Source organism: Pseudoalteromonas sp. OOF1S-7 (genome assembly GCF_022347765.1).
Lineage (GTDB): Bacteria > Pseudomonadota > Gammaproteobacteria > Enterobacterales > Alteromonadaceae > Pseudoalteromonas.
In genome coordinates, this window is the sequence record NZ_JAKRFZ010000015.1 from 44216 (window position 1) to 62592 (window position 18377).

Here is an 18377-nt window from a genome sequence, read left to right on the forward strand (position 1 = left end):
TTTATCCAGACGGCCATGCTTCCAAAAAGTGTGGACGTCTCAGGGCTGGAAGAGGTGCGTTATTCAGGTATTTGAGTGGAGGAGAGCAAACTCCTATGAAACTCAAAGAGGGGAATTAACGCCGAGAGGCACTGCGTTTTGCTTGCGTGATGCTTCGGGCGACTGGGTTGAATCCCAGCGACTGTCACCAACACATTTGGTGGAGAGCTTCTGGTCTTAGAAACAATATGGCCAGCAGCCTATTCTTTTTAAGTCCATTGCTCTTCGAATTTTAAACGGTTCGGAGCGGGACTCTTTCCTGACTACCGGACCAGCAAGAAGTTCGGTAGAGATGAAATCACACATTCAGTTATCTGATCAGTTATCTGACTACCCGTTATGGACGGCTCTGGTTACGCCCTTTGATGCGCATGATCAGGTCGATTATCACAGTTTAAAGCAACTCGTTGCACAGCAAGTCGAGGCTAACAATGGTATTTTGCTGCTTGGCAGTACCGGGGAAGGTCTGGCTCTGACCCTGGCTGAGCAACGCAAAATCGTTGAATTTGTCTGCGCGCTGGCACCTCAGGTGCCCATCATGGTGGCCGTTGGCGGCATTAACCTGGCTACCCAGCTTGAGTGGGTCGAGTTTTGTAATAGCCAAAATATAGACGCCCTGCTGCTGGGCTCACCCGTGTATGCCAAGCCCGGCGTTGTGGGTCAGACGCAATGGTTCGATGCACTGCTCAGCGCCGCCAATGTGCCCTGCATGATCTACAATGTCCCCGGACGCAGCGCCGTTGCAATCGCCCCCGAAGTGCTGACCAACCTGGCACACCATGACAACCTCTGGGCACTCAAAGAAGCCAGTGGTGACATCGCCACGTTTGAAGCGTTCCGCCGTGCCTTACCAGCACTGGCCATTTACAGCGGTGACGATGCATTGCTTCCCTACTTTGCCCAGGCCGGTGCCGCCGGTCTGGTTTCTGTGGCAGCCAACGCCTGGCCAGTTCAAACCGCCGAGTTTGTGCGCCGCGCACTCAGTGGCACCAGCCCAAACCTCTTTACCACCTGGGCTGACGCCATCAGCAGCCTGTTTGCTGTTGCAAACCCCATCCCGGTAAAAACGCTCATGCACCTGCAAGGTAATCTGGCTACGCCGCACCTCAGGCCGCCACTGACGCACCTGGAACTAACCAGTAATGCGGCATTACATGCCGCCAACGAACAGATTTTATCCTGGAATTAAGAGACTCCCTATGACCTGGTCAACACTATTAGATAACTTAGAAAACGGTTCACAACGTGCGGCACACCAAGACGAGCACGGTAACTGGCATGCCAATGTCGAAGTCAAAGAAGGTATTCTGGCGGCCTTCCGGGCTGGTCAAAACACCGAATACCCTGGCGGTTTCGTCGATAAAGACAATCTGGCACCGCGCGGTTTTGCTGCCGACGAAGCGGTTCGTATGGTGCCAGGAGGCAGCAGCGTGCGCCGCGGTGCGTATGTGGCACCCGGCACCATTATTATGCCACCCGCCTACGTCAATATCGGGGCCTATATCGACAGCGGTACTATGGTCGACAGCCATGCGCTGGTAGGCTCCTGCGCACAGATTGGTAAAAATGTACACTTAAGTGCGGCCGTGCAGATCGGTGGCGTACTGGAACCCGTTGGTGCCAGTCCGGTGGTGGTTGAAGACGATGCGTTCATAGGCGCGGGCTGTGTGCTGGTGGAAGGCGTTGTAGTAAAACAAGGCGCGGTGCTGGCACCAGGCGTGCGCTTGTCTGCCAGTATCCCGGTATACGACTGTGTGAATGAGCGCCCCCTGGAAAAAGGCGAAGCCATTCCCCCGTTTGCCATTGTGATCCCCGGTTCACGTCCCGCTTCCAGTGAGTGGGCTAAAGCGCAAGGGTTGAGCATGTCCTGTGCCCTGATAGTGAAATACCGTGACGAGCAAAGTGACGCCTCATTGGAACTTGAAGAGGTGCTGCGCTAATGACCACACTGAGTACGTCCCTGCGCACGCAACTGACGGCCCTCAGAAGCGATCTCAACACCCCGTTTTTTGTCTACGATCTGGATGTACTGAGCGCTCATGTCAACCAACTCACTGCGCAAAACGTAGTGAAACTCTGGTACGCCGTCAAAGCCAACCCGTTATCCTGTGTACTTAGCACGCTGGATAACGCCGGGTTTAACTTTGATGTCGCAAGCCGGGGCGAGCTCACGCAGGTACTGGCCCAGGACATTGCGGCCGAACGCGTACTCAACACCGGGCCGGCCAAATCTCCGGCCCAGATCCAACATTTTCTCGATGCTGGCGTCACCACCTTTGTGGCTGAAAGCCTGAACCAGGTGCGCTGGTTAAACGATGCGGCACAACAACACCAAACAACCTTAACTGTGCTGCTGCGTGTACAGTTGCGCTGGCCAGCAGGCGACAAAAACCCGCTCGGTGGCGACAGCCTGACCCCGTTTGGACTCGGATGTGAACAGTGGCAGCAACTCACGCTGAGCGACTATCCTGCACTGGATTTTGCAGGTCTGCATATTTTCCAGTGGGGCAATATGCTGAATGCGGCTAAGCTTGCCAGCTTATGGCAGCAAATGGTGCCGCCACTGACCGAACTGAGTCAACAACTGGGTATGACGCTGAGGATCCTGGACCTTGGCGGCGGATTAGGTGTGCCTTATGAGCCACACCAGCAACCGCTTGACTGGGAGCAGGTTATCGACAGCCTGGCAAAAATTAAAGCCGAAGCAGGCGTGCAGGAACTGTGGATGGAGCTGGGCCGCTATGCGGTCGCTCATTGTGGCTACTATCTTAACCCGGTGGTGGAGCAAAAGGTCAACTATGGTGAACACCAGTTGATCCTTGCTGGCGGTATCAATCACCTGCTGCGCCCGGCGGTAACCGGCCAGGCTTTTCCGGTACAGACACTGCGCACATCTACTGCCGCTCATCGCCAATATCATTTGCATGGCCCCTTGTGCACCGCACTGGACCACCTCGGAACTCACCCCCTGCCTGAGGACCTCGGGTATGGCGACTGGTTGATATTCGGCCAGTGTGGTGCCTATGGCTTTACCGAGAGTATGCCTTACTTTCTGTGCCATGAACTGCCGGCTGAATATGTCTTTAAACAGGGCCAGCTGTATTGCATCCGGCAAAGTGAAAACGCCGACTATTACCTGAGGTAACCATGAACACTATCACACAACAACATATTCAGGTTGGTGAAATCGCCAACGGCCTGCCTTTGACCATCCCGGTCTATCGACTGCAGGGCAATGGCACTGGACCAAACGTGTACATTCAGGCAAATATGCATGGCGCAGAGGTGCAGGGAAATGCGGTGATTTATGCACTGCTGGAACAACTAAAGCACCTTCCTCTGGCCGGAAATATCACTCTGGTGCCTTATGCCAACCCGATTGGGTGTAATCAGAAATCCGGTGAATTTACGCTGGGTCGTTTTGACCCCATTACCGGGGTGAACTGGAATCGCATGTATCATGACCACAGCGCCCTGGTACAGCATTGTCTTAAGGAACACGCAGAGGACTCAGATAAAGCGCTCATCGCCGCCTTTCGCGAACAGTTATGTCAGGCAACCGAGGCACTGCTGGATGCGCCTGCACATACTCAAACTACTGGTAGGCGCATTGCACTGACACTGCAAAAACTGGCGCATCAGGCCGATATTGTGCTGGACCTGCACACCGGCCCAATTTCGGCTAAGCACTTATATTGCCCTGAATACGCCAAAGACAGTGCGCGCTACTTCGATATTCCCCACGTACTGTTGATCCCCAATGAGTTCGACGGTGCAATGGATGAGGCCAGTTTCTGTCCCTGGTGGCGCTTAAGTGATGCACTAAAAGCGCAAGGTCGCGATTTTCCCGTTGCCGTGGAAGCCTTTACTGTGGAGCTGGGCTCTCAGGAAAAGATCGACCTCGATGAAGCCGTACATGACGCCAATAGCATCCTCAGCTATCTGACACATAAAGAAGTACTTACAGGTGCAAACCATCGCCCCAAAGTCATGAAACGCTATGCCTGCGCGTTGCAAGATTATCTGACTTACTATGCGCCGATGGGCGGCATGGTGGAATATAAGGCCCCACTGGGTGGGCAGATTAAAGCCGGAGACTGTGTCGCACAGATTTTACGCATGGAGCAGTATTTATCTGAAACGCCGCTGCATACTCTGCGCCTGGAGCAAGATGCCATAGCCATTCTGCATTTTGCCTCGGCCAGTGTTAATCAGGGCACTGAGTTATATAAATTTTTCACAAACTACTATGAACTGTAGTCGCGCTTACGACTTGGCCAAGATCCCGGTTGATATCAAATACAGAGCAACACAACGATTGCGTGAGAGTAGGTGAGCAATCCTCACTTGCTAAGGTAAGGCGGCAACAGGCGTTGCCGCCGGCCTTTTTAGTCTGGCATGCAGATCTCAAAGCGGCCCGAGTAACAATCCCGACCCGTCGGGCAACCCAGAAAAACAGCAGTGTCGCAACCAAACGAGTCACAGGCAGGGTACCCAGAAGCCCCCGCAGCAACCCTGGGTGTCTGCGCCAATCCCAGTTGCTGACTGTGGCTCAGTTGTTTAATGCATTTTTTGTTCAGTGATATTTTCATTTCAATCTCCTTTTATGCAGTGTGCTTAATTAACCTACTGCCATGTTGAGCAAAAATCAACCAACCTGTATCTTGACAAGGTCATAGATTGTCAATCTTTGTCCTTCTACGTTTTTTCTTGACCATGATACTATGCTTATAAATTGCTATTGACTAAGGACTTCATCGCCTATGAAACTCAGGATGCTCGCTTTGTTATCTTTGCTGACCTCTACTTCTGTGCTCGCCAATGAACAGGACGACCCGGATGACCTGGAGCTGATAAAACAATGTGTACTGAACGAGATCATCGCCGGAGATCAACAACAAACCATTGCGCAGCTCAAAGCGTACTGTCAGAAGCTCAACGAAACCCGCCTCAGTAAACTGGACCGCCGCATGGCGCGCGAAATGGTGACAGAAAATAACCGCAATGTGCTGACACCGCACAATCGCAACTACATTTTACCAGTGACCTATGTCAAAAACCCGAACTCCCGGCCCTTTGATGGATTAAAAGCCATTCAGGAAGAAGAAGGCGAACCACTCGATCATATGGAGGTCAAATACCAGATATCGATGAAAGTGCCCCTTTATCGCCACTTTGAAGACAAAGATCAGGCGGTATATGTCGGCGTGACACTGCAATCGTACTGGCAGCTCTATAATAAAGACATTTCCTCACCATTTCGTGAAACCAATTACGAGCCGGAAATCTTCTGGGTCAACTTCCTGGACGACGAGAACGTCCTGTGGGGTGACGAGATGGCCATTATTCTGGGTGCCTCACACCAGTCAAATGGCCGCAGTCAGCCAAACTCACGTTCCTGGAACCGCCTCTATGCCAACTTTATCTGGGAATATGAAGGCTTCGTGTTTAGCTTTAAACCTTGGTACCGCCTGCCGGAGGATGACAAGCCCGAACCGTTAGTCGCAAAAGGGGATGATAACCCGGATATTCACAAGTACATGGGCTACTTCGAACTCAGCGGTGCCTATCGCTATGGCAGGCATGAGTTTGGCTTTATGACCCGCAACAATTTTAACAGCGACAACCATGGCGCAATACAGCTCGACTGGTCATTTCCATTGCTGGGATCTTCGCGGGTACGTGGTTATGTGCAATATTTTAATGGCTACGGCGAGAGTATGATCGACTATAATGCGCATATTCAGCGTCTCGGCCTGGGCATTGCCGTGACCGATTTGCTCTAAGATCAACCAGCGCGGCCTGCTACAGCAGGCCGCGTAAGCGCTTATTTGATAACCACAAATAAGCCTTCAAATTTCGCCACCAGCACATCTCCATCGTACACATTCACCGGCACTCGGTACTTGGCTTTGCCCTCGTCGTTTAGTGCAGTCAGCTCACCACTGCACTCGGCCAGTGTCACCGTCGCACAAGGTGCAGTCGTCAGCGGTTTGAGGTACTGAATATTGGCATCAGCCAACACAATGTTGCCTTCCAGCGCCAGCTCTTTGAGCGCAAGATAAGTGGCGCCCCACCCGGTTAAGGTGGCCATGCTATAGACCGAACCGGCAAACATCGAGTTGTGAAGATTCAGGTTAGCTTTGAGATCCGCACGAGTTGAAAACTGCCAGTCGGTGTAACTTTCTACCTTAATGCCCATCGCATCACTAATAGGGATCGACTCACGCCAGGTGTCCTGTAACACCTGAGTCCACTGCGGGTGACGGAACCACCCGGGCTCACTAGGGCGCTGTTTGACCATCTTCCAGTGCTGCACATCACCATATGACAGGTGAGCCTTTTCAACCATCTGATAGCCATGGCGCTCATAAAAGGCCAGCGCCCGCTCTCTGGCAAACAGCACCAATTCTTCGGCTTGCTGTGTCCAGGCAATTTTTTCCAGCTCGTGCAGCAGTCGGCTGCCAAGATGATGACCTCGATGTGCCTCATCTACAGCCATGTATCGGACCTGAGCCTGCTGTTGATTATTAAAATGCAGACGTGCCACACCGAGTACCTGACCTTCGTTATTCTTGATATAACGATGCTCAGCTTCCTGCTCAAGATCATCCTGCTCGCTGCCTCTGGGTTGATCCCAGGGGGCCCGCAAAACCTGCCATCGCAATTGATAATACGCTTGCCAATCTTCGCTGCTCTGTGGCGCTGTTATTTGAAACATGGTGACTCCTGTGCTTTTCCTGTCGCCGTGGGACTATACCCAGGCTTGTGCAAACTGCTCCCATCTTTTTTGCGGGAACTTTTGTCTAATTTATGGACCTTACCTTACAAGAAAAGTATGCAACAGGGAATGATTGACCAGATTTGGCCAATTTGTCATGTAAATTCAACGAAACGCGGTGGCAGAACTGTCAAGCCCAGCTATGCTGATGTAACTATGCAAGATTTTATAACCGAACCCGGCACCATCAGTAACGAGTTTGTGCACCAGAGCCATCAACTCGGGCACCTGCTGTATTGGCATAAGCATGGCAAAATCAGCATACAAGTACGCCAGGAAAAAACCTTACGCTGGTTACTGATCAACGACACACTGCAATCCGTGATTGAACTCAATCATCCGGAGAGACTGCTTTTCCCGCATCTGCAAGTGTTAGCGGCGCTGTGGCAAAAATGCCCGGCCCCCGGTAAAGTACTAGAGCTGGGACTTGGCGCCGGTGCCATCCGGGATTATCTGCACATTAGCTACCCCGACTGCCAGATCACCTCAGTAGATAATAATCCGGATATCATCCACTGCTACAAGCGCTATTTTGGCGGCGATCCTATCTCTAACGTCAGCTGTAGCGATGCCTACCAGGCATTGGAGAACAATGGCCATTATGACTGGATCATTCTGGATTTATTCAGTCAGCTGGATGCCCCCCGGTTTTTATACGAACACAAGTTTTACACACAAATTCGTGCCACGCTCAATGAAGGGGGGCGCTTATATATCAATTTTCTTGCAGAACATGATTCGCAGTTAAAACAGCTGGAGCACCTGCTTATTACCAACTTTGGTAAAAAACCCTTCGTACACAAAGTGCCCGACTACGCCAATCACATTATTTCTCTGACGCGCTGAGCGCTTACCTGCTTACACCGACAAATTAAAGGTTACAGGACCATCGTTGCACAGGCTCACCTGCATATCGGCCGCAAAGCGACCTGTGGCCACATTTAACCCCGACGCTTTTGCCTGAGCAACAAAATAATCGTAAAGCGCCTCGGCTTGCGCCGGTGTGGCAGCGGAAGAAAAGCTCGGCCGCATGCCTTTTTTGGTGTCCGCAGCCAGTGTAAACTGAGACACCACCAGCAGCTCGCCTGCAATGTCTCTCAAACTCAGGTTCATTTTGCCCTGTGCATCGGTAAAAATACGATAGTTACTGATTTTGTGCAGCAAGCTGTCTGCACTTTTTTGCTCGTCGGCCTTTTCCACCCCGAGCAATACCAGGATCCCCTGGCCAATTTGACCAACACACTCACCTTCGACCATGACACTGGCCTGACTGACTCTTTGAATTAATCCCTGCACTGTTACCTCAATGGATCCGACTATGATTGACTGACTTTGCCGCTAATGTGCCAATTTACACAGCAGCAGATCGGCGGCACGCCGTATAGCTTCGGAATATACTGCATTTGTCGCACAGTGCCCAACTTCTTCGAGGATCAATAAACGTGCATTGAGCTGATCCGCTAACGCCTGCGCCATGGCAAACCGGCAGACATAATCGTGACGGCTATGCACCATCCAGACCGGTAAATGCTTAAGCCGTTCAGCCTGATGAAAGATCTGTTGCTCTTCAATAAAACAGCGCGAATTAAAATAATGCACCATGATCCTGGCCTGCTGGACCACGGCCTGTTCATGGTCCAGCTGATAGCGCTGTGCCTGACTGCCCACGCTCAGCTGACGATCCCAGTCATGCCATTGCTGCGCTGCACGGCGTACCGCCACTTCATCATCACTGTGCAGTAGCTGCGCGTAGCGTGCCAGCACCGCCTTGTAATCTCCCTCTCCCTGACTGAATATCTGATAGCGCTCAGGGTAGAATTGTGCACCGACCCCACTGACACCATACAACCACTGTAGATCACTCTGACACGCCAGAAAGGTAGCCCACAACACTAAACCCTGCACCCGCTCAGGGTGACGCTGGGCAAACAGCAATGCTAATGTTGCACCCCAGGAGCCACCAGCTAACACACACTGACTGATATCCAGATAAGACAGCAGGCTATCGATGTCCTGAAGTAAATGCTCCGTCGTATTATGAGTGAGTTGCTGAGGCGACGACTGACCACAACCGCGCTGGCTAAACAAAATTATACGATAGCGCTGGGGATTAAAATAGCTGGCCGAACTGCGACATACACCGCTGCCCGGGCCACCATGGCAGATCACCACTGGGACCCCGGTCTCCAGACCAAACTCTTCAACATGCAGCTGGTGCCCATCAGACACCGCCAAATGAAAACTCCGTCGCGGCGACTCCAGCCGATATAATTGAGTCATTGCACACCTCTTTATTCTGGTGTGTCTTGTTCCTCACAGTCCTTTTCGGACAAACAGGCAGTAAATTCCGCCCCTAACAGCACCACCATCCAGGACAAATAAACCCAGACAAACAAGATAGGCACTGTGGCCAGGGCACCGTAGATCACCTCATACGAGGGGAAATGGCTGATATACAGGGCAAAGCCTTTTTTTGTCAGTTCAAATAATAAGGCCGCAAAAAATGCCCCGGGTATCGCTGCCTGATAAGACACGCGTGTATTTGGTACTAAAGTATAGAGCATAAAAAAGCCTGCCATGGAAATAACATAGGGCAAAAGCTTCAATAAGAAACCACTGAACCCCGGGATCCCCTGATCGGCAAATGATACCAGAGACACAATATAAGAGGTGACTCCTATGCTAGCCCCCAGTAACACAGGTCCCAGCGTCAGTACCATCCAGTAAATCGCAAAGGAAATCATCATAGGCCGAGATTTTTCGACCCGCCAGATACGGTTGAGTGCCGCATCCACGTTGCGGATCAGTAACAGAGCAACCGCCGTCAAAAAACCAATCCCGACCGCGGTCATCTCATTGGCATTGCCGGTAAAGGCACTGATATGGGATTTAATGGTGTCTGTTGAGGTGGGCACAAAGTTATTAAAAATAAAATTTTCTATCGCATCCCGGGCATCCTGAAAGCCGGGGAAGGCACTAAAAATCGCCACCCCAACCGCCACCAGCGGGATCAGTGATAACAAGGTTACATACGCCAGATAGCCGGCATTGATCGTCAGCTGATCTTCCTGACAGCGTTTAAAAAAGCGCAACCACCAATCGGGCTGGCGCCTGATCAAAGCGCGGCTTTGCAGGTTCAGACGTTGCAACCGCAAGCGCCATAATTCATTCATCATTACACAGGTTTACAGAGTGAGTTTTGCACATCTTACCAATCCCAGTCATAATTCATAGGGTCAGATTTAAGTATAAGCCGTTATGTATCAACTGCATTAGGAAAGCCGATGAACAATTCTGTGTTAACAACGAGCCTCATTATCTTAAGCCTGAGCCTGCTCAGCGCCTGTCAAAGCGCGTACTACGCCGCCTGGGAAAAAGTGGGGGTGCATAAGCGCGAGATCTTAGTGGACCGCGTAGAGAATACCAAAGCAGCGCAACAGGCCACACAACAAGAGTTTCAGTCTGCGCTGGAGCGCCTGACCACTCTGATCAACTTTGATGGTGGCGAGTTACAAAGTGTGTATCAACAACTCAATGACGACTATTTGTCCAGTGAAGCCGCTGCACAGGACGTACGTACTAACATAGACAAAGTTGAAGATGTTGCCGACGCCTTATTCTCCGAATGGCAGGACGAACTGACGCAGTATTCCAGCGCCAAGCTCAAACGTCAGAGCGAGCAAAAACTCCGTCAAACGCAACGCCAGTTCGATAAGTTGCTGCGCTCAATGCGTGCCAGCGAAGCCAAAATGCAGCCTGTGCTGGATTCGCTCAAAGATAATGTGCTGTATTTAAAGCACAACCTCAATGCTCAGGCGATTACCGCAATCAAAGGCGAGTTTAGTGGTCTGAAACGCGATATTCAGTCGCTGATCACGGATATGAATCGCTCCATTGAGGACTCCAATGCCTTTATTGCCAGCATGAATAATACCAATCAGCCATAAATGCAAAGCTCTGCTCAGTCACGGTTAATACTGCCAGTTAACCGTGACTACTATGCTAATCGGCGTAGATTACCTGCAAATCACAGTTAAAAATGGGGATGGCTGCATAACTGCGGTGGCCCATCACCTGTAAGGTGACCGCAGGCTTTTCTCCAAACCGCGTCTGTACTGTGTGCGAGCGCATCTGATAGGCCTGTTGCATCGCGCCACGACCATCATTCCATATCAGGGTCAAATAGGGGTCAATGTATTGCCACTGTCCCTTTGTTGCTGTCCCAGTCAGGCTCCAGTCTCCGCTCGTACTCAGTTCAATCTGAAAGGGATCCATTGCACAGTCGTGCGAATGTACGACGTTAGGCAGCCTAAACTGAGCTCTATCGCTCGGAAAATACAAACCATAATTGCCCTCACTGAAACGATGATATTCGCCGTTAAAGTCCTGCACATTGAGTCCGGCATACCCCAACGCACGTACCACCTCAGACAACTGTGAGATCAGAACATCATTTTGATCTGCCGGAAAGCGATTGAGACGAACAGTATTACTATCACTGGTGTACTCTACTGGTACAGGAAGGTCATTCAATACATAGTTGATATTGGCCTGTTCCAGCTGGTTGATCAGCAAGTGTTGCCCTGCGTCGTCCAAAGATGAGTGGAACACATGTACCACAGGCTGAGAGCTGCAGGCGCTCAGTAGCAAGCACCCAGCCACTGACCATACTTTCATGAAAACTCCTGATTCTTGTTATTATGGTCTGAGTAAACCACAGCAGCCTGACATCTGTACATTGTGTCATCGTCACTCTCGGCATCAGTGGCTACGTGTCAGCCAGTTTTGCACCGCGGTTTTGGGATACACAATCTCTTTAAACAGGCGGTGACGCTCAAATTTAAGATCGCTCTCCTGACTGGGTAAGCCAGCTTGTACCTGGCTGTGATGCTCATTGAATCGTGAGATCAACGCCAGTTTGTCTTTGCCCAAATTAAGCTGAGTATTGAGATAGCCACGCACATCATCTGCTGTCATTAACCCCGATGCCTCTAAGTTCATCAGATCTCTTTTTAGTGCAGAACGGATCCCCATGGAGTGTCTCCTGTTGTCATAATTTACAATAGCCGCAGCGAACAACGGCTTTAAGCGACGGCCCAAGGCCGCCCAGCTCTGATCGGCGTGCAAGATACACACCAAATGCTGCAATTACATTAAAGACACGGTGATAAGCGAAAAAGTTTCGTGGTTCACCGCAGCGTCGCGCTATACTGTCGCAAAACATCCAGTGAGGTTGTGATATGAATCAAGATTATATCGAAATCGAGCTCGAAGAAGAGCCAATTGAACTTTGTAACCTTTTAAAAGTATTAGACTTTGCAGAAAGTGGCGGGCAAGCTAAGCAGCTTATCGCCGCCGGATATGTAGGCGTCAATGGTGAGCTTTGTACGGTTAAACGCAAGAAATTATATGCCGGTGATACGCTCTATTTTAACGAAGAAACCTTTATGCTGACCTTAGCTGAAGGCGCAGTTCCCGCCGAACGTAGCCAGCCAAAACCGCTTGCGGCGCACCAACCCAGTGCAAGCTCAGCCTCGGACAATCGCAAAAAGCCAACCCAGTCAGGCAAAAAGCGACGTAATAAACAAAACAACAAGGTGGATAGTGTGACTGGCAGAAAACCCATTTCATTTGGATAAACAGGAGAATATATAGTGAGTATCTGGTATCGCCCCGTCACACTGGCAGACTGTCAGGCCCTCGATGAAGGACAACATAAAAAAGGCACCCTGATGCAGACTTTAGGGATCTGCATCAGTGAAATTGGCGATGATTACCTGGTTGCTACTATGCCGGCTACCCCTGCACACCACAACCCACTAGGTATGGTTCATGGCGGTGCCAACGTGGCGCTAGCCGAAACCGTTGCCAGTTATGCAGCTAATTTTGCAGTCGACTTTGAGCGTTTTTACTGTGTCGGACAAGAGATCAACGCCAATCATCTTAAGGCATCGCGCAATGGGACACTTAGTGCCACAGCGCGACCCCTGCACCTTGGCCGGCGTACCTCAGTATGGGAAGTGAAAATAGTCAATGCCCGGGATGAGCTATGCTGCGTGGCCCGCATGACCGCCGCAGTCGTCGAACGACGATAGCCCTAACGTCGCCAAACTTGATATAGCACAACCCTTTTTATTCTTCACAATATCACAATGATCTCAACCCTGTTTGTGGAGGCTGAGATCGTGAAGAAACAAAAGCGCCTGATTGTGATTCTGCACTGCGTGATTGTCTGTGGACTGTTACTCATTTTCATCGGACATAGTCTGTTGAACGCACTGTGGTTCACGGCACTGGGCCCCGTGGGCTATGCACTAGGCGCAGCCTGTATAGCAATTGGTTTGGTCTGCTCGTTGCCCACGAAAATCTACCTGACCATCCTGCTGATGCGCAGAGAAAAGTAACTGTCGCGTCTCGGTGTCTCTGACTTTGCCTCCACGCGGGCATTTCGCTACAATTTTATTCCTCAGTTGCTAATTTAAACACATCCATGGACCACGTAGATACAGTGATCATTGGCGCGGGTGTCGTGGGCTTAGGCCTCGCAGCGCGCCTCAGCCAGACTCGCCAGGTACTGGTGATAGACCAGATGGGACAATTCGGCGAACACACCAGCAGCCGCAACAGCGAAGTGATCCATGCCGGGCTCTATTATGATGAGCACAGCCTCAAAGCGCGCCTGTGTGTACGTGGTAAGGCGTTGCTATATGACCATTGCGAGCGCTTCCATGTACCAGCTAAGCGACTCGGTAAAATTTTATTCGCGCGCACAGCCGCAGAGCAAGACAAACTGGCTAACATCGAGACGCAGGCTAAACGCAATGGCGTGCATGACCTGACACCACTTAGCAGGGCACAAATTGCCGATATGGCCCCCGGGCTGCGTGTCAGTGCCGCACTGTTTTCTCCATCTACCGGCATTGTCGACAGTCATCAGCTGATGCTGTCTCTGGTGCATCAGCTGGAGCACGCAGGTGGTAACCTGGTCTGCCACACCCGCTTTGACTCGGCTGAACCAACGGCCAGCGGGTTTAATGTGATCCTGGATTGTGATGGCGAAGGCTTTAAGCTGAGCTGTCATACGTTGATCAATGCCGGTGGCCTGTTTGCACAGGATAACGCCAGGCGCATCATCGGGCTGGGGAAGCATCACATTCCACAAAGCCATTTATGCCGAGGTCAGTATTTTTGCTATCAGGGCTCGCATCCATTTCATCATCTTATCTATCCAATGCCGGAGCAGCATGGTCTGGGGATCCACGCCACGTTAGATATGGCCGGTCAACTCCGATTTGGACCCGACACCGAGTTTGTTGATCAGCTGGATTACCAGGTGGACGCTCAGGCAAAAGCCCGCTTTGTCGAGGCCATACAAAGCTACTGGCCCGCACTGGACCCTGCACGGCTGCAGCCGGACTATGCGGGAATAAGACCTAAGCTATATCTGGACCAGGGGCAGGATTTTGTGATTGACGGCCATCAACACCATGGTGTTAATGGCCTCATCAACCTGTTTGGGATTGAATCACCCGGTCTGACTGCCAGTCTGGCGATCGCCGAGTATGTTGAGTCGCAGCTCAAACGCTAGAGCTCCTCAAGCTTTTTGCTGCGCTCCTGCATCAGTTTTTCAATGTTCTGCGCGTCCTGTACCAGTTTCTTAATGTCTGTCGGGCTCATATTGGCGGGTAAATCTTTGGGAATACGGCCGGCATCCTGCTGCTCTTTTAGCTGCCTGAGAATATCGGTGTTTTCCGCCGCCATAATGGTAATTTTGCTCGGATCCAGCGTCATTTCTTCACTCTGCCCGCGGGCATTTGGCCGGTCTGAGTAATGCCAGTTGCCCTGCGTATCCTGCCATTTATAGATTTTACTGGGTTTTTGCTGGGGCGTCGGTTGATCCGAACTATTTACGATATCCACCGCTTTATCCAGCTGCTGCTTTGACTCATCCAGTATTTGCTGGGCCTGAGTCTGCGCCTTGCCGAGGATATCATCCAGGCTCAACCAGGTGCGGCCGTCGGGCCGCTTTAGGACAAACAGTGACGCCACACCAATCAGCATCACCATAATTAACAGATAACTTACGTACTTCATTGCGGCACTCCCTTAATATCGAGGCCATACTTTAACAGTATAGAGTGATATTCGGTAGAGTGACGAAAGCGCATAAAGAAATCACGAAATTTTGCACAGCCTTTTAGCCCCAGCGCACTGCGATTAAACTGTAATTGTAATGCCGCGGTATCGACCACCTGATGCACTTTAAGCGCCGTGATAAATTTGGGATTACGCAGCTGTAGCCAGCGAATTGTAGGCAGGCTCATCAGTGCGAAGCGACGGTCCTCTTTCACCGGTGAGGCCAGTGCATCCAGCATCTCCCGCTCCGAGTAAAACAGCTTCTGCTGTAACTGTCCCAGTGCCAGTGCCTGCTCAACCGTTGGATAAGTATAACCAAACCGTCCGAGCATAATAAAACCCTGATAGTCCTGGTCGGGTACAGTCGCATCCTGATGAGTGATCAACACGTCCTCTACCCAGTATAACCCCTGGCTCCAGCACATGGGTGTATCACCCCGATACCAGGATTCGGATTCCATCCGTACCTGGATCTGATCGTGCTTTATCAGCTTTTTCGATCGCTCTTCCGGTATATAGTCCACATCCAGCGGCTCTCCCTCAGGAGTAAAGTGTGCCAGCAGCTCCGGGAGCACACCGGGCCGGGCGGGATCACCGGTCACAAAAGGGGGGAAGGCGTTATAGGGCAAGGCGACGCGCAACACCGGCAACTCGGATCCTGTCTGAGGAAGGGGTGTTGCAGCACCATGGCCACTCAATGGCACCAGCCACAGCAACAGAGCAAACAGACTGTACATTGTGCGCATCGCATTCACCTTCTCTTTTCCCTCGTAATTCACAGTGTAGCGCTTGCATCTCAATAGTGACAAAAAAGCGGACTGGGCTGTATAGCCGAGTCCGCTTTTGTGATTTTGCTCTGATCAGGGCCGCTTAAATGCCGTCACCATCAATATGTAAACCACATTCCCGGTTGAGACCGAAGAAGCGTGTTTCTTCTTCGCTCATACCCGGCTCAAGTTTACGGGTGGTGTGCACATCACCCATAGACACATAACCCTGCTCCCATAACGGATGATAAGACAATCCATGTTTGGTCAGGTACTGGTAAACGTCACGGTTGTGCCAGTCGATAATCGGATACACCTTCACGGTACCACGACTGATCTCCAGGATCTGCTTATCAGCACGGGTAGAAGATTGCTGACGACGTAAACCACTAAACCAGGTCCCGGCCTGTAACTCGTTCAGTGCTCGGGTCATCGGCTCTACCTTATTCAGCGTGTTATAACGCTTAATACCTTCTTCGCCCTGCTCCCACAGTTTGCCGTACTTAGCTTCCTGCCATGCCGGACCCTGTATCGCACGATAAACTTTCAGATTCAGGTTCAGCTGCTCTGTCAGTTCATCGATAAAACGATAAGTTTCCGGGAACAAATACCCGGTATCCGTCAGGACCACCGGAATATCCGGACGCTGACGGGTTACTAAATGCAGCATCACCGCAGCCTGAATACCAAAACTGGACGATAATATCGGGTTCTCTGGCAGATTTTCCAGTGCCCAGATCACGCGCTCTTCAACACTTTTTTGCGCCAGCATACCGTTGGCATCATTCAATAATGCCTGCTGTGAGGCCTTATCCAGTGTCAGGATTTGTTTAAAGTCACTCATTACTCATTCCCAGTATTCCACCACGGCCAAAAGCCGTGATCAGGGGCGCCGAGCGCCCGCTTTATTATGCATGGAAGTCGGTTTTAGATACCTTCACTTCAGCCACTATCTCCTTACGGATCACAAAGTCACCAAAACACTCATCCGGCTGACGCGCTTTGGCCCACTGACCAATCAGCTCGTCCAGTGCCGGCAGATAGACCTCTTCACCGACATTCTCCAGATACAGTTTCGGGATCCGCGTACCGGCACGGTTACCGCCCAGATACACGTTATATTTGCCAGGTCCTTTACCCACAAAGCCAATTTCTGCCAGCATGGCGCGGCCACAGCCGTTTGGACAACCGACAACACGCAAAATGATGTCGTCGTCAGCAATCTCATGTTTGGCCAGGATCGCTTCAGTTTTTTCAATCAGATCAGGCAAGTACCGCTCAGCTTCCGCCATCGCCAATGGACACGTTGGCAAAGACACACAGGCCATCGAGTTTTTACGCTGCTCGGTGTGCGCATCATCAATCAGACCATGTTCACGGGCCAGCTGCTCAATTTCAGCCTTCTGCTCAGCAGGCACACCCGCGATGATCAGGTTCTGATTCGCCGTCATGCGGAAATCGCCCTGATGGATCTCGGCAATCTTGCGACAACCGGTTTTCAGTGGTTTGTCCGGGTAGTCCAAAATCCGGCCACTTTGAATAAACACTGTCAGGTGGTGCTTACCATCAATGCCTTCAACCCAGCCAATGCGATCGCCACGATGAGTGAATTCATACGGACGACTTGGTGCAAAGGTCACACCGGCACGTTTTTCTACTTCCGCTTTAAACGCATCGCTACCAAAGGTATCCAGGGTATACTTGGTTTTCGCGTTCTTACGATTCGCGCGGTTACCCCAGTCACGCTGTACGCCAACCACGTGCTCAGCCACCGCCAGCGTATCGTCCAGGCTGATAAAACCAAAATCATCCGCCTTACGTGGGTAGGTATTCACATCACCGTGGGTCATGGCCAATCCGCCGCCCACCAGTACGTTGAAGCCAACCAGCTTGCCGTCTTCAGCAATGGCCACTAAGTTCAGGTCGTTGGCGTGCACATCCACTTCGTTATTTGGTGGAATAGTGACTGTGGTTTTGAACTTACGCGGTAAGTAAGTGCTACCTAACACAGGTTCTTCTTCGGTGGTTTCCTGCTTTTCACCGTTTAGCCAGATCTCGGCATACGCACGGGTTTTTGGCAACAGGTGCTCAGAAATGCGTGCCGCCCACTCGTAGGCCTCCTGATGTAGCTCAGACTCAACCGGATTGGTGGTACACAGGACGTTACGGTTTACGTCACCCGCGGTGGCGATGGAGTCGATACCCACATCGTTCAGCGTCAGATGCATTTCTTTAATATGTGGTTTCAGCACACCGTGAAACTGGAAAGTCTGACGGGTGGTCAGACGGATGCTGCCATACTCGGTTTTTTCTTCGGCAAACTTGTCAATCGCCAGCCACTGGTGCGGCTTGATGATCCCGCCTGGCATCCGCGCACGTAACATCACGTTGTGCATCGGCTCCAGCTTTTGCTTGATACGCTCGGCACGAATATCACGGTCATCCTGCTGGTACATGCCGTGGAAACGGATCAGCTGGAAGTTGTCGGCGGTAAAGCCACCCGTTAATTGATCGCCCAAATCATTGGTAATGGTGCCACGCAGCAGGTTGCTCTGGGTTTTCAAACGCTCGTTATCAGACAGTTTGGCGTTCGGGTCGAGCTTACTGTTGGGTTTGTAATCGCTATTGCTCATCTTTATTCCTAAATTCTTACA

The 18377-nt window shown here is 51.3% G+C and carries 22 protein-coding genes and 1 riboswitch; of the genes, 11 read left to right on the forward strand and 11 right to left on the reverse strand.

The genetic code is table 11. The features are described from left to right. The first annotated feature begins 41 nt into the window (after positions 1-41). Positions 42-218, forward strand: a riboswitch (Lysine riboswitch). A 113-nt stretch (positions 219-331) separates the two neighbouring features. The 4 genes from dapA to MHN33_RS18580 are packed head-to-tail and all read left to right on the forward strand — an operon-like array spanning position 332 to position 4299. Continuing rightward, positions 332-1228 (forward strand): 4-hydroxy-tetrahydrodipicolinate synthase, encoded by an 897-nt coding sequence (gene dapA, locus MHN33_RS18565; protein ID WP_239400165.1) that lies wholly within the window; start codon positions 332-334, stop codon positions 1226-1228. Between the two features lie 10 nt (positions 1229-1238). Further along, positions 1239-1979 (forward strand): 2,3,4,5-tetrahydropyridine-2,6-dicarboxylate N-succinyltransferase, encoded by a 741-nt coding sequence (locus tag MHN33_RS18570; RefSeq protein WP_239400167.1) that lies wholly within the window; start codon positions 1239-1241, stop codon positions 1977-1979. Beyond that, entirely contained in the window at positions 1979-3184 is a 1206-nt protein-coding gene (locus tag MHN33_RS18575; RefSeq protein WP_239400169.1) for a PLP-dependent decarboxylase, read from the forward strand. The genes MHN33_RS18570 and MHN33_RS18575 overlap by 1 nt, the downstream gene beginning before the upstream one ends. Before the next feature lie 2 nt (positions 3185-3186). Next, complete coding sequence (locus MHN33_RS18580; RefSeq protein WP_239400171.1) at positions 3187-4299, forward strand: succinylglutamate desuccinylase/aspartoacylase family protein; 1113 nt, start codon at positions 3187-3189, stop codon at positions 4297-4299. Positions 4300-4427: 128 nt separating this feature from the next. Here MHN33_RS18580 and MHN33_RS18585 read toward each other — a convergent pair whose 3' ends face one another. Beyond that, the gene (locus MHN33_RS18585) at positions 4428-4631 is read right to left on the reverse strand and encodes a hypothetical protein (RefSeq protein WP_239400173.1); all 204 of its coding nucleotides are present in this window, start codon (positions 4629-4631) and stop codon (positions 4428-4430) included. 171 nt (positions 4632-4802) lie between these two features. Here MHN33_RS18585 and MHN33_RS18590 point away from each other — a divergent pair, with 171 nt between their 5' ends. Then, entirely contained in the window at positions 4803-5825 is a 1023-nt protein-coding gene (locus MHN33_RS18590) for a phospholipase A (RefSeq protein WP_239400175.1), read from the forward strand. Between the two features lie 41 nt (positions 5826-5866). Here the strand turns inward: MHN33_RS18590 and MHN33_RS18595 are convergent, their stop codons facing one another. Then, complete coding sequence (locus tag MHN33_RS18595; protein ID WP_239400177.1) at positions 5867-6760, reverse strand: bifunctional GNAT family N-acetyltransferase/hotdog fold thioesterase; 894 nt, start codon at positions 6758-6760, stop codon at positions 5867-5869. A 216-nt stretch (positions 6761-6976) separates the two neighbouring features. Here MHN33_RS18595 and MHN33_RS18600 point away from each other — a divergent pair, with 216 nt between their 5' ends. Then, a complete protein-coding gene (locus tag MHN33_RS18600; RefSeq protein ID WP_239400179.1) occupies positions 6977-7666 on the forward strand; it encodes a methyltransferase in 690 nt (229 codons plus the stop codon). A gap of 12 nt (positions 7667-7678) precedes the next feature. Here the strand turns inward: MHN33_RS18600 and dtd are convergent, their stop codons facing one another. From dtd to MHN33_RS18615, 3 genes are read right to left on the reverse strand one after another with little or no spacing between them, the layout of a single operon-like run. Continuing rightward, a complete protein-coding gene (gene dtd / locus MHN33_RS18605; protein ID WP_239400181.1) occupies positions 7679-8116 on the reverse strand; it encodes a D-aminoacyl-tRNA deacylase in 438 nt (145 codons plus the stop codon). Between the two features lie 42 nt (positions 8117-8158). Beyond that, the gene (locus MHN33_RS18610; protein WP_239400183.1) at positions 8159-9100 is read right to left on the reverse strand and encodes an alpha/beta fold hydrolase; all 942 of its coding nucleotides are present in this window, start codon (positions 9098-9100) and stop codon (positions 8159-8161) included. 11 nt (positions 9101-9111) lie between these two features. Then, positions 9112-9996 (reverse strand): virulence factor BrkB family protein, encoded by an 885-nt coding sequence (locus MHN33_RS18615; protein WP_239400185.1) that lies wholly within the window; start codon positions 9994-9996, stop codon positions 9112-9114. Positions 9997-10104: 108 nt separating this feature from the next. Here MHN33_RS18615 and MHN33_RS18620 point away from each other — a divergent pair, with 108 nt between their 5' ends. Continuing rightward, entirely contained in the window at positions 10105-10767 is a 663-nt protein-coding gene (locus MHN33_RS18620; RefSeq protein ID WP_239400187.1) for a DUF2959 domain-containing protein, read from the forward strand. Between the two features lie 55 nt (positions 10768-10822). Here MHN33_RS18620 and MHN33_RS18625 read toward each other — a convergent pair whose 3' ends face one another. Beyond that, complete coding sequence (locus MHN33_RS18625; protein ID WP_239400189.1) at positions 10823-11497, reverse strand: hypothetical protein; 675 nt, start codon at positions 11495-11497, stop codon at positions 10823-10825. An 84-nt stretch (positions 11498-11581) separates the two neighbouring features. Then, positions 11582-11854 carry a hypothetical protein gene (locus MHN33_RS18630; protein WP_239400191.1) on the reverse strand — a complete coding sequence of 91 codons (273 nt, stop codon included), beginning with the start codon at positions 11852-11854 and terminating at the stop codon, positions 11582-11584. Between the two features lie 206 nt (positions 11855-12060). Between MHN33_RS18630 and MHN33_RS18635 the strand changes: the two genes are divergently transcribed. The 4 genes from MHN33_RS18635 to MHN33_RS18650 all read left to right on the forward strand — a co-directional run bounded on the left by MHN33_RS18635 (position 12061) and on the right by MHN33_RS18650 (position 14408). Next, the gene (locus MHN33_RS18635) at positions 12061-12459 is read left to right on the forward strand and encodes an RNA-binding S4 domain-containing protein (protein ID WP_239400193.1); all 399 of its coding nucleotides are present in this window, start codon (positions 12061-12063) and stop codon (positions 12457-12459) included. A 15-nt stretch (positions 12460-12474) separates the two neighbouring features. After that, complete coding sequence (locus tag MHN33_RS18640; protein WP_239400195.1) at positions 12475-12915, forward strand: PaaI family thioesterase; 441 nt, start codon at positions 12475-12477, stop codon at positions 12913-12915. A gap of 90 nt (positions 12916-13005) precedes the next feature. Then, positions 13006-13224, forward strand: coding sequence for a hypothetical protein (locus MHN33_RS18645; RefSeq protein ID WP_239400197.1), 219 nt, complete (start codon positions 13006-13008; stop codon positions 13222-13224). 86 nt (positions 13225-13310) lie between these two features. After that, a complete protein-coding gene (locus MHN33_RS18650; protein ID WP_239400199.1) occupies positions 13311-14408 on the forward strand; it encodes an NAD(P)/FAD-dependent oxidoreductase in 1098 nt (365 codons plus the stop codon). On the opposite strand, the gene MHN33_RS18655 is transcribed toward MHN33_RS18650, so the two are convergent. From MHN33_RS18655 to cysI, 4 genes are all read right to left on the reverse strand, one after another. After that, positions 14405-14914 carry a DUF4124 domain-containing protein gene (locus MHN33_RS18655; RefSeq protein WP_239400201.1) on the reverse strand — a complete coding sequence of 170 codons (510 nt, stop codon included), beginning with the start codon at positions 14912-14914 and terminating at the stop codon, positions 14405-14407. The two genes, MHN33_RS18650 and MHN33_RS18655, sit on opposite strands and share 4 nt — an antisense overlap. Continuing rightward, a complete protein-coding gene (locus MHN33_RS18660; protein WP_239400203.1) occupies positions 14911-15702 on the reverse strand; it encodes a hypothetical protein in 792 nt (263 codons plus the stop codon). The genes MHN33_RS18655 and MHN33_RS18660 overlap by 4 nt, the downstream gene beginning before the upstream one ends. Before the next feature lie 124 nt (positions 15703-15826). Beyond that, complete coding sequence (locus MHN33_RS18665; RefSeq protein WP_239400205.1) at positions 15827-16567, reverse strand: phosphoadenylyl-sulfate reductase; 741 nt, start codon at positions 16565-16567, stop codon at positions 15827-15829. 64 nt (positions 16568-16631) lie between these two features. Then, positions 16632-18356: an assimilatory sulfite reductase (NADPH) hemoprotein subunit gene (gene cysI, locus MHN33_RS18670; protein ID WP_239400207.1), complete on the reverse strand. Its 1725-nt coding sequence runs from the start codon at positions 18354-18356 to the stop codon at positions 16632-16634. Positions 18357-18377: the final 21 nt, after the last annotated feature.

Coding starts and splice junctions, on each gene's coding strand:
- dapA (WP_239400165.1), top strand. CDS start 332: ATGAAATCACACATTCAGTTATCTGATCAGTTATCTGACTACCCGTTA.
- MHN33_RS18600 (WP_239400179.1), top strand. CDS start 6,977: ATGCAAGATTTTATAACCGAACCCGGCACCATCAGTAACGAGTTTGTG.
- MHN33_RS18595 (WP_239400177.1), bottom strand. CDS start 6,760: ATGTTTCAAATAACAGCGCCACAGAGCAGCGAAGATTGGCAAGCGTAT.
- MHN33_RS18625 (WP_239400189.1), bottom strand. CDS start 11,497: ATGAAAGTATGGTCAGTGGCTGGGTGCTTGCTACTGAGCGCCTGCAGC.
- MHN33_RS18635 (WP_239400193.1), top strand. CDS start 12,061: ATGAATCAAGATTATATCGAAATCGAGCTCGAAGAAGAGCCAATTGAA.
- MHN33_RS18590 (WP_239400175.1), top strand. CDS start 4,803: ATGAAACTCAGGATGCTCGCTTTGTTATCTTTGCTGACCTCTACTTCT.
- MHN33_RS18585 (WP_239400173.1), bottom strand. CDS start 4,631: ATGAAAATATCACTGAACAAAAAATGCATTAAACAACTGAGCCACAGT.
- MHN33_RS18615 (WP_239400185.1), bottom strand. CDS start 9,996: ATGATGAATGAATTATGGCGCTTGCGGTTGCAACGTCTGAACCTGCAA.
- MHN33_RS18575 (WP_239400169.1), top strand. CDS start 1,979: ATGACCACACTGAGTACGTCCCTGCGCACGCAACTGACGGCCCTCAGA.
- MHN33_RS18580 (WP_239400171.1), top strand. CDS start 3,187: ATGAACACTATCACACAACAACATATTCAGGTTGGTGAAATCGCCAAC.
- MHN33_RS18660 (WP_239400203.1), bottom strand. CDS start 15,702: ATGCGCACAATGTACAGTCTGTTTGCTCTGTTGCTGTGGCTGGTGCCA.
- cysI (WP_239400207.1), bottom strand. CDS start 18,356: ATGAGCAATAGCGATTACAAACCCAACAGTAAGCTCGACCCGAACGCC.
- MHN33_RS18655 (WP_239400201.1), bottom strand. CDS start 14,914: ATGAAGTACGTAAGTTATCTGTTAATTATGGTGATGCTGATTGGTGTG.
- MHN33_RS18630 (WP_239400191.1), bottom strand. CDS start 11,854: ATGGGGATCCGTTCTGCACTAAAAAGAGATCTGATGAACTTAGAGGCA.
- MHN33_RS18570 (WP_239400167.1), top strand. CDS start 1,239: ATGACCTGGTCAACACTATTAGATAACTTAGAAAACGGTTCACAACGT.
- MHN33_RS18620 (WP_239400187.1), top strand. CDS start 10,105: ATGAACAATTCTGTGTTAACAACGAGCCTCATTATCTTAAGCCTGAGC.
- MHN33_RS18665 (WP_239400205.1), bottom strand. CDS start 16,567: ATGAGTGACTTTAAACAAATCCTGACACTGGATAAGGCCTCACAGCAG.
- MHN33_RS18610 (WP_239400183.1), bottom strand. CDS start 9,100: ATGACTCAATTATATCGGCTGGAGTCGCCGCGACGGAGTTTTCATTTG.
- MHN33_RS18650 (WP_239400199.1), top strand. CDS start 13,311: ATGGACCACGTAGATACAGTGATCATTGGCGCGGGTGTCGTGGGCTTA.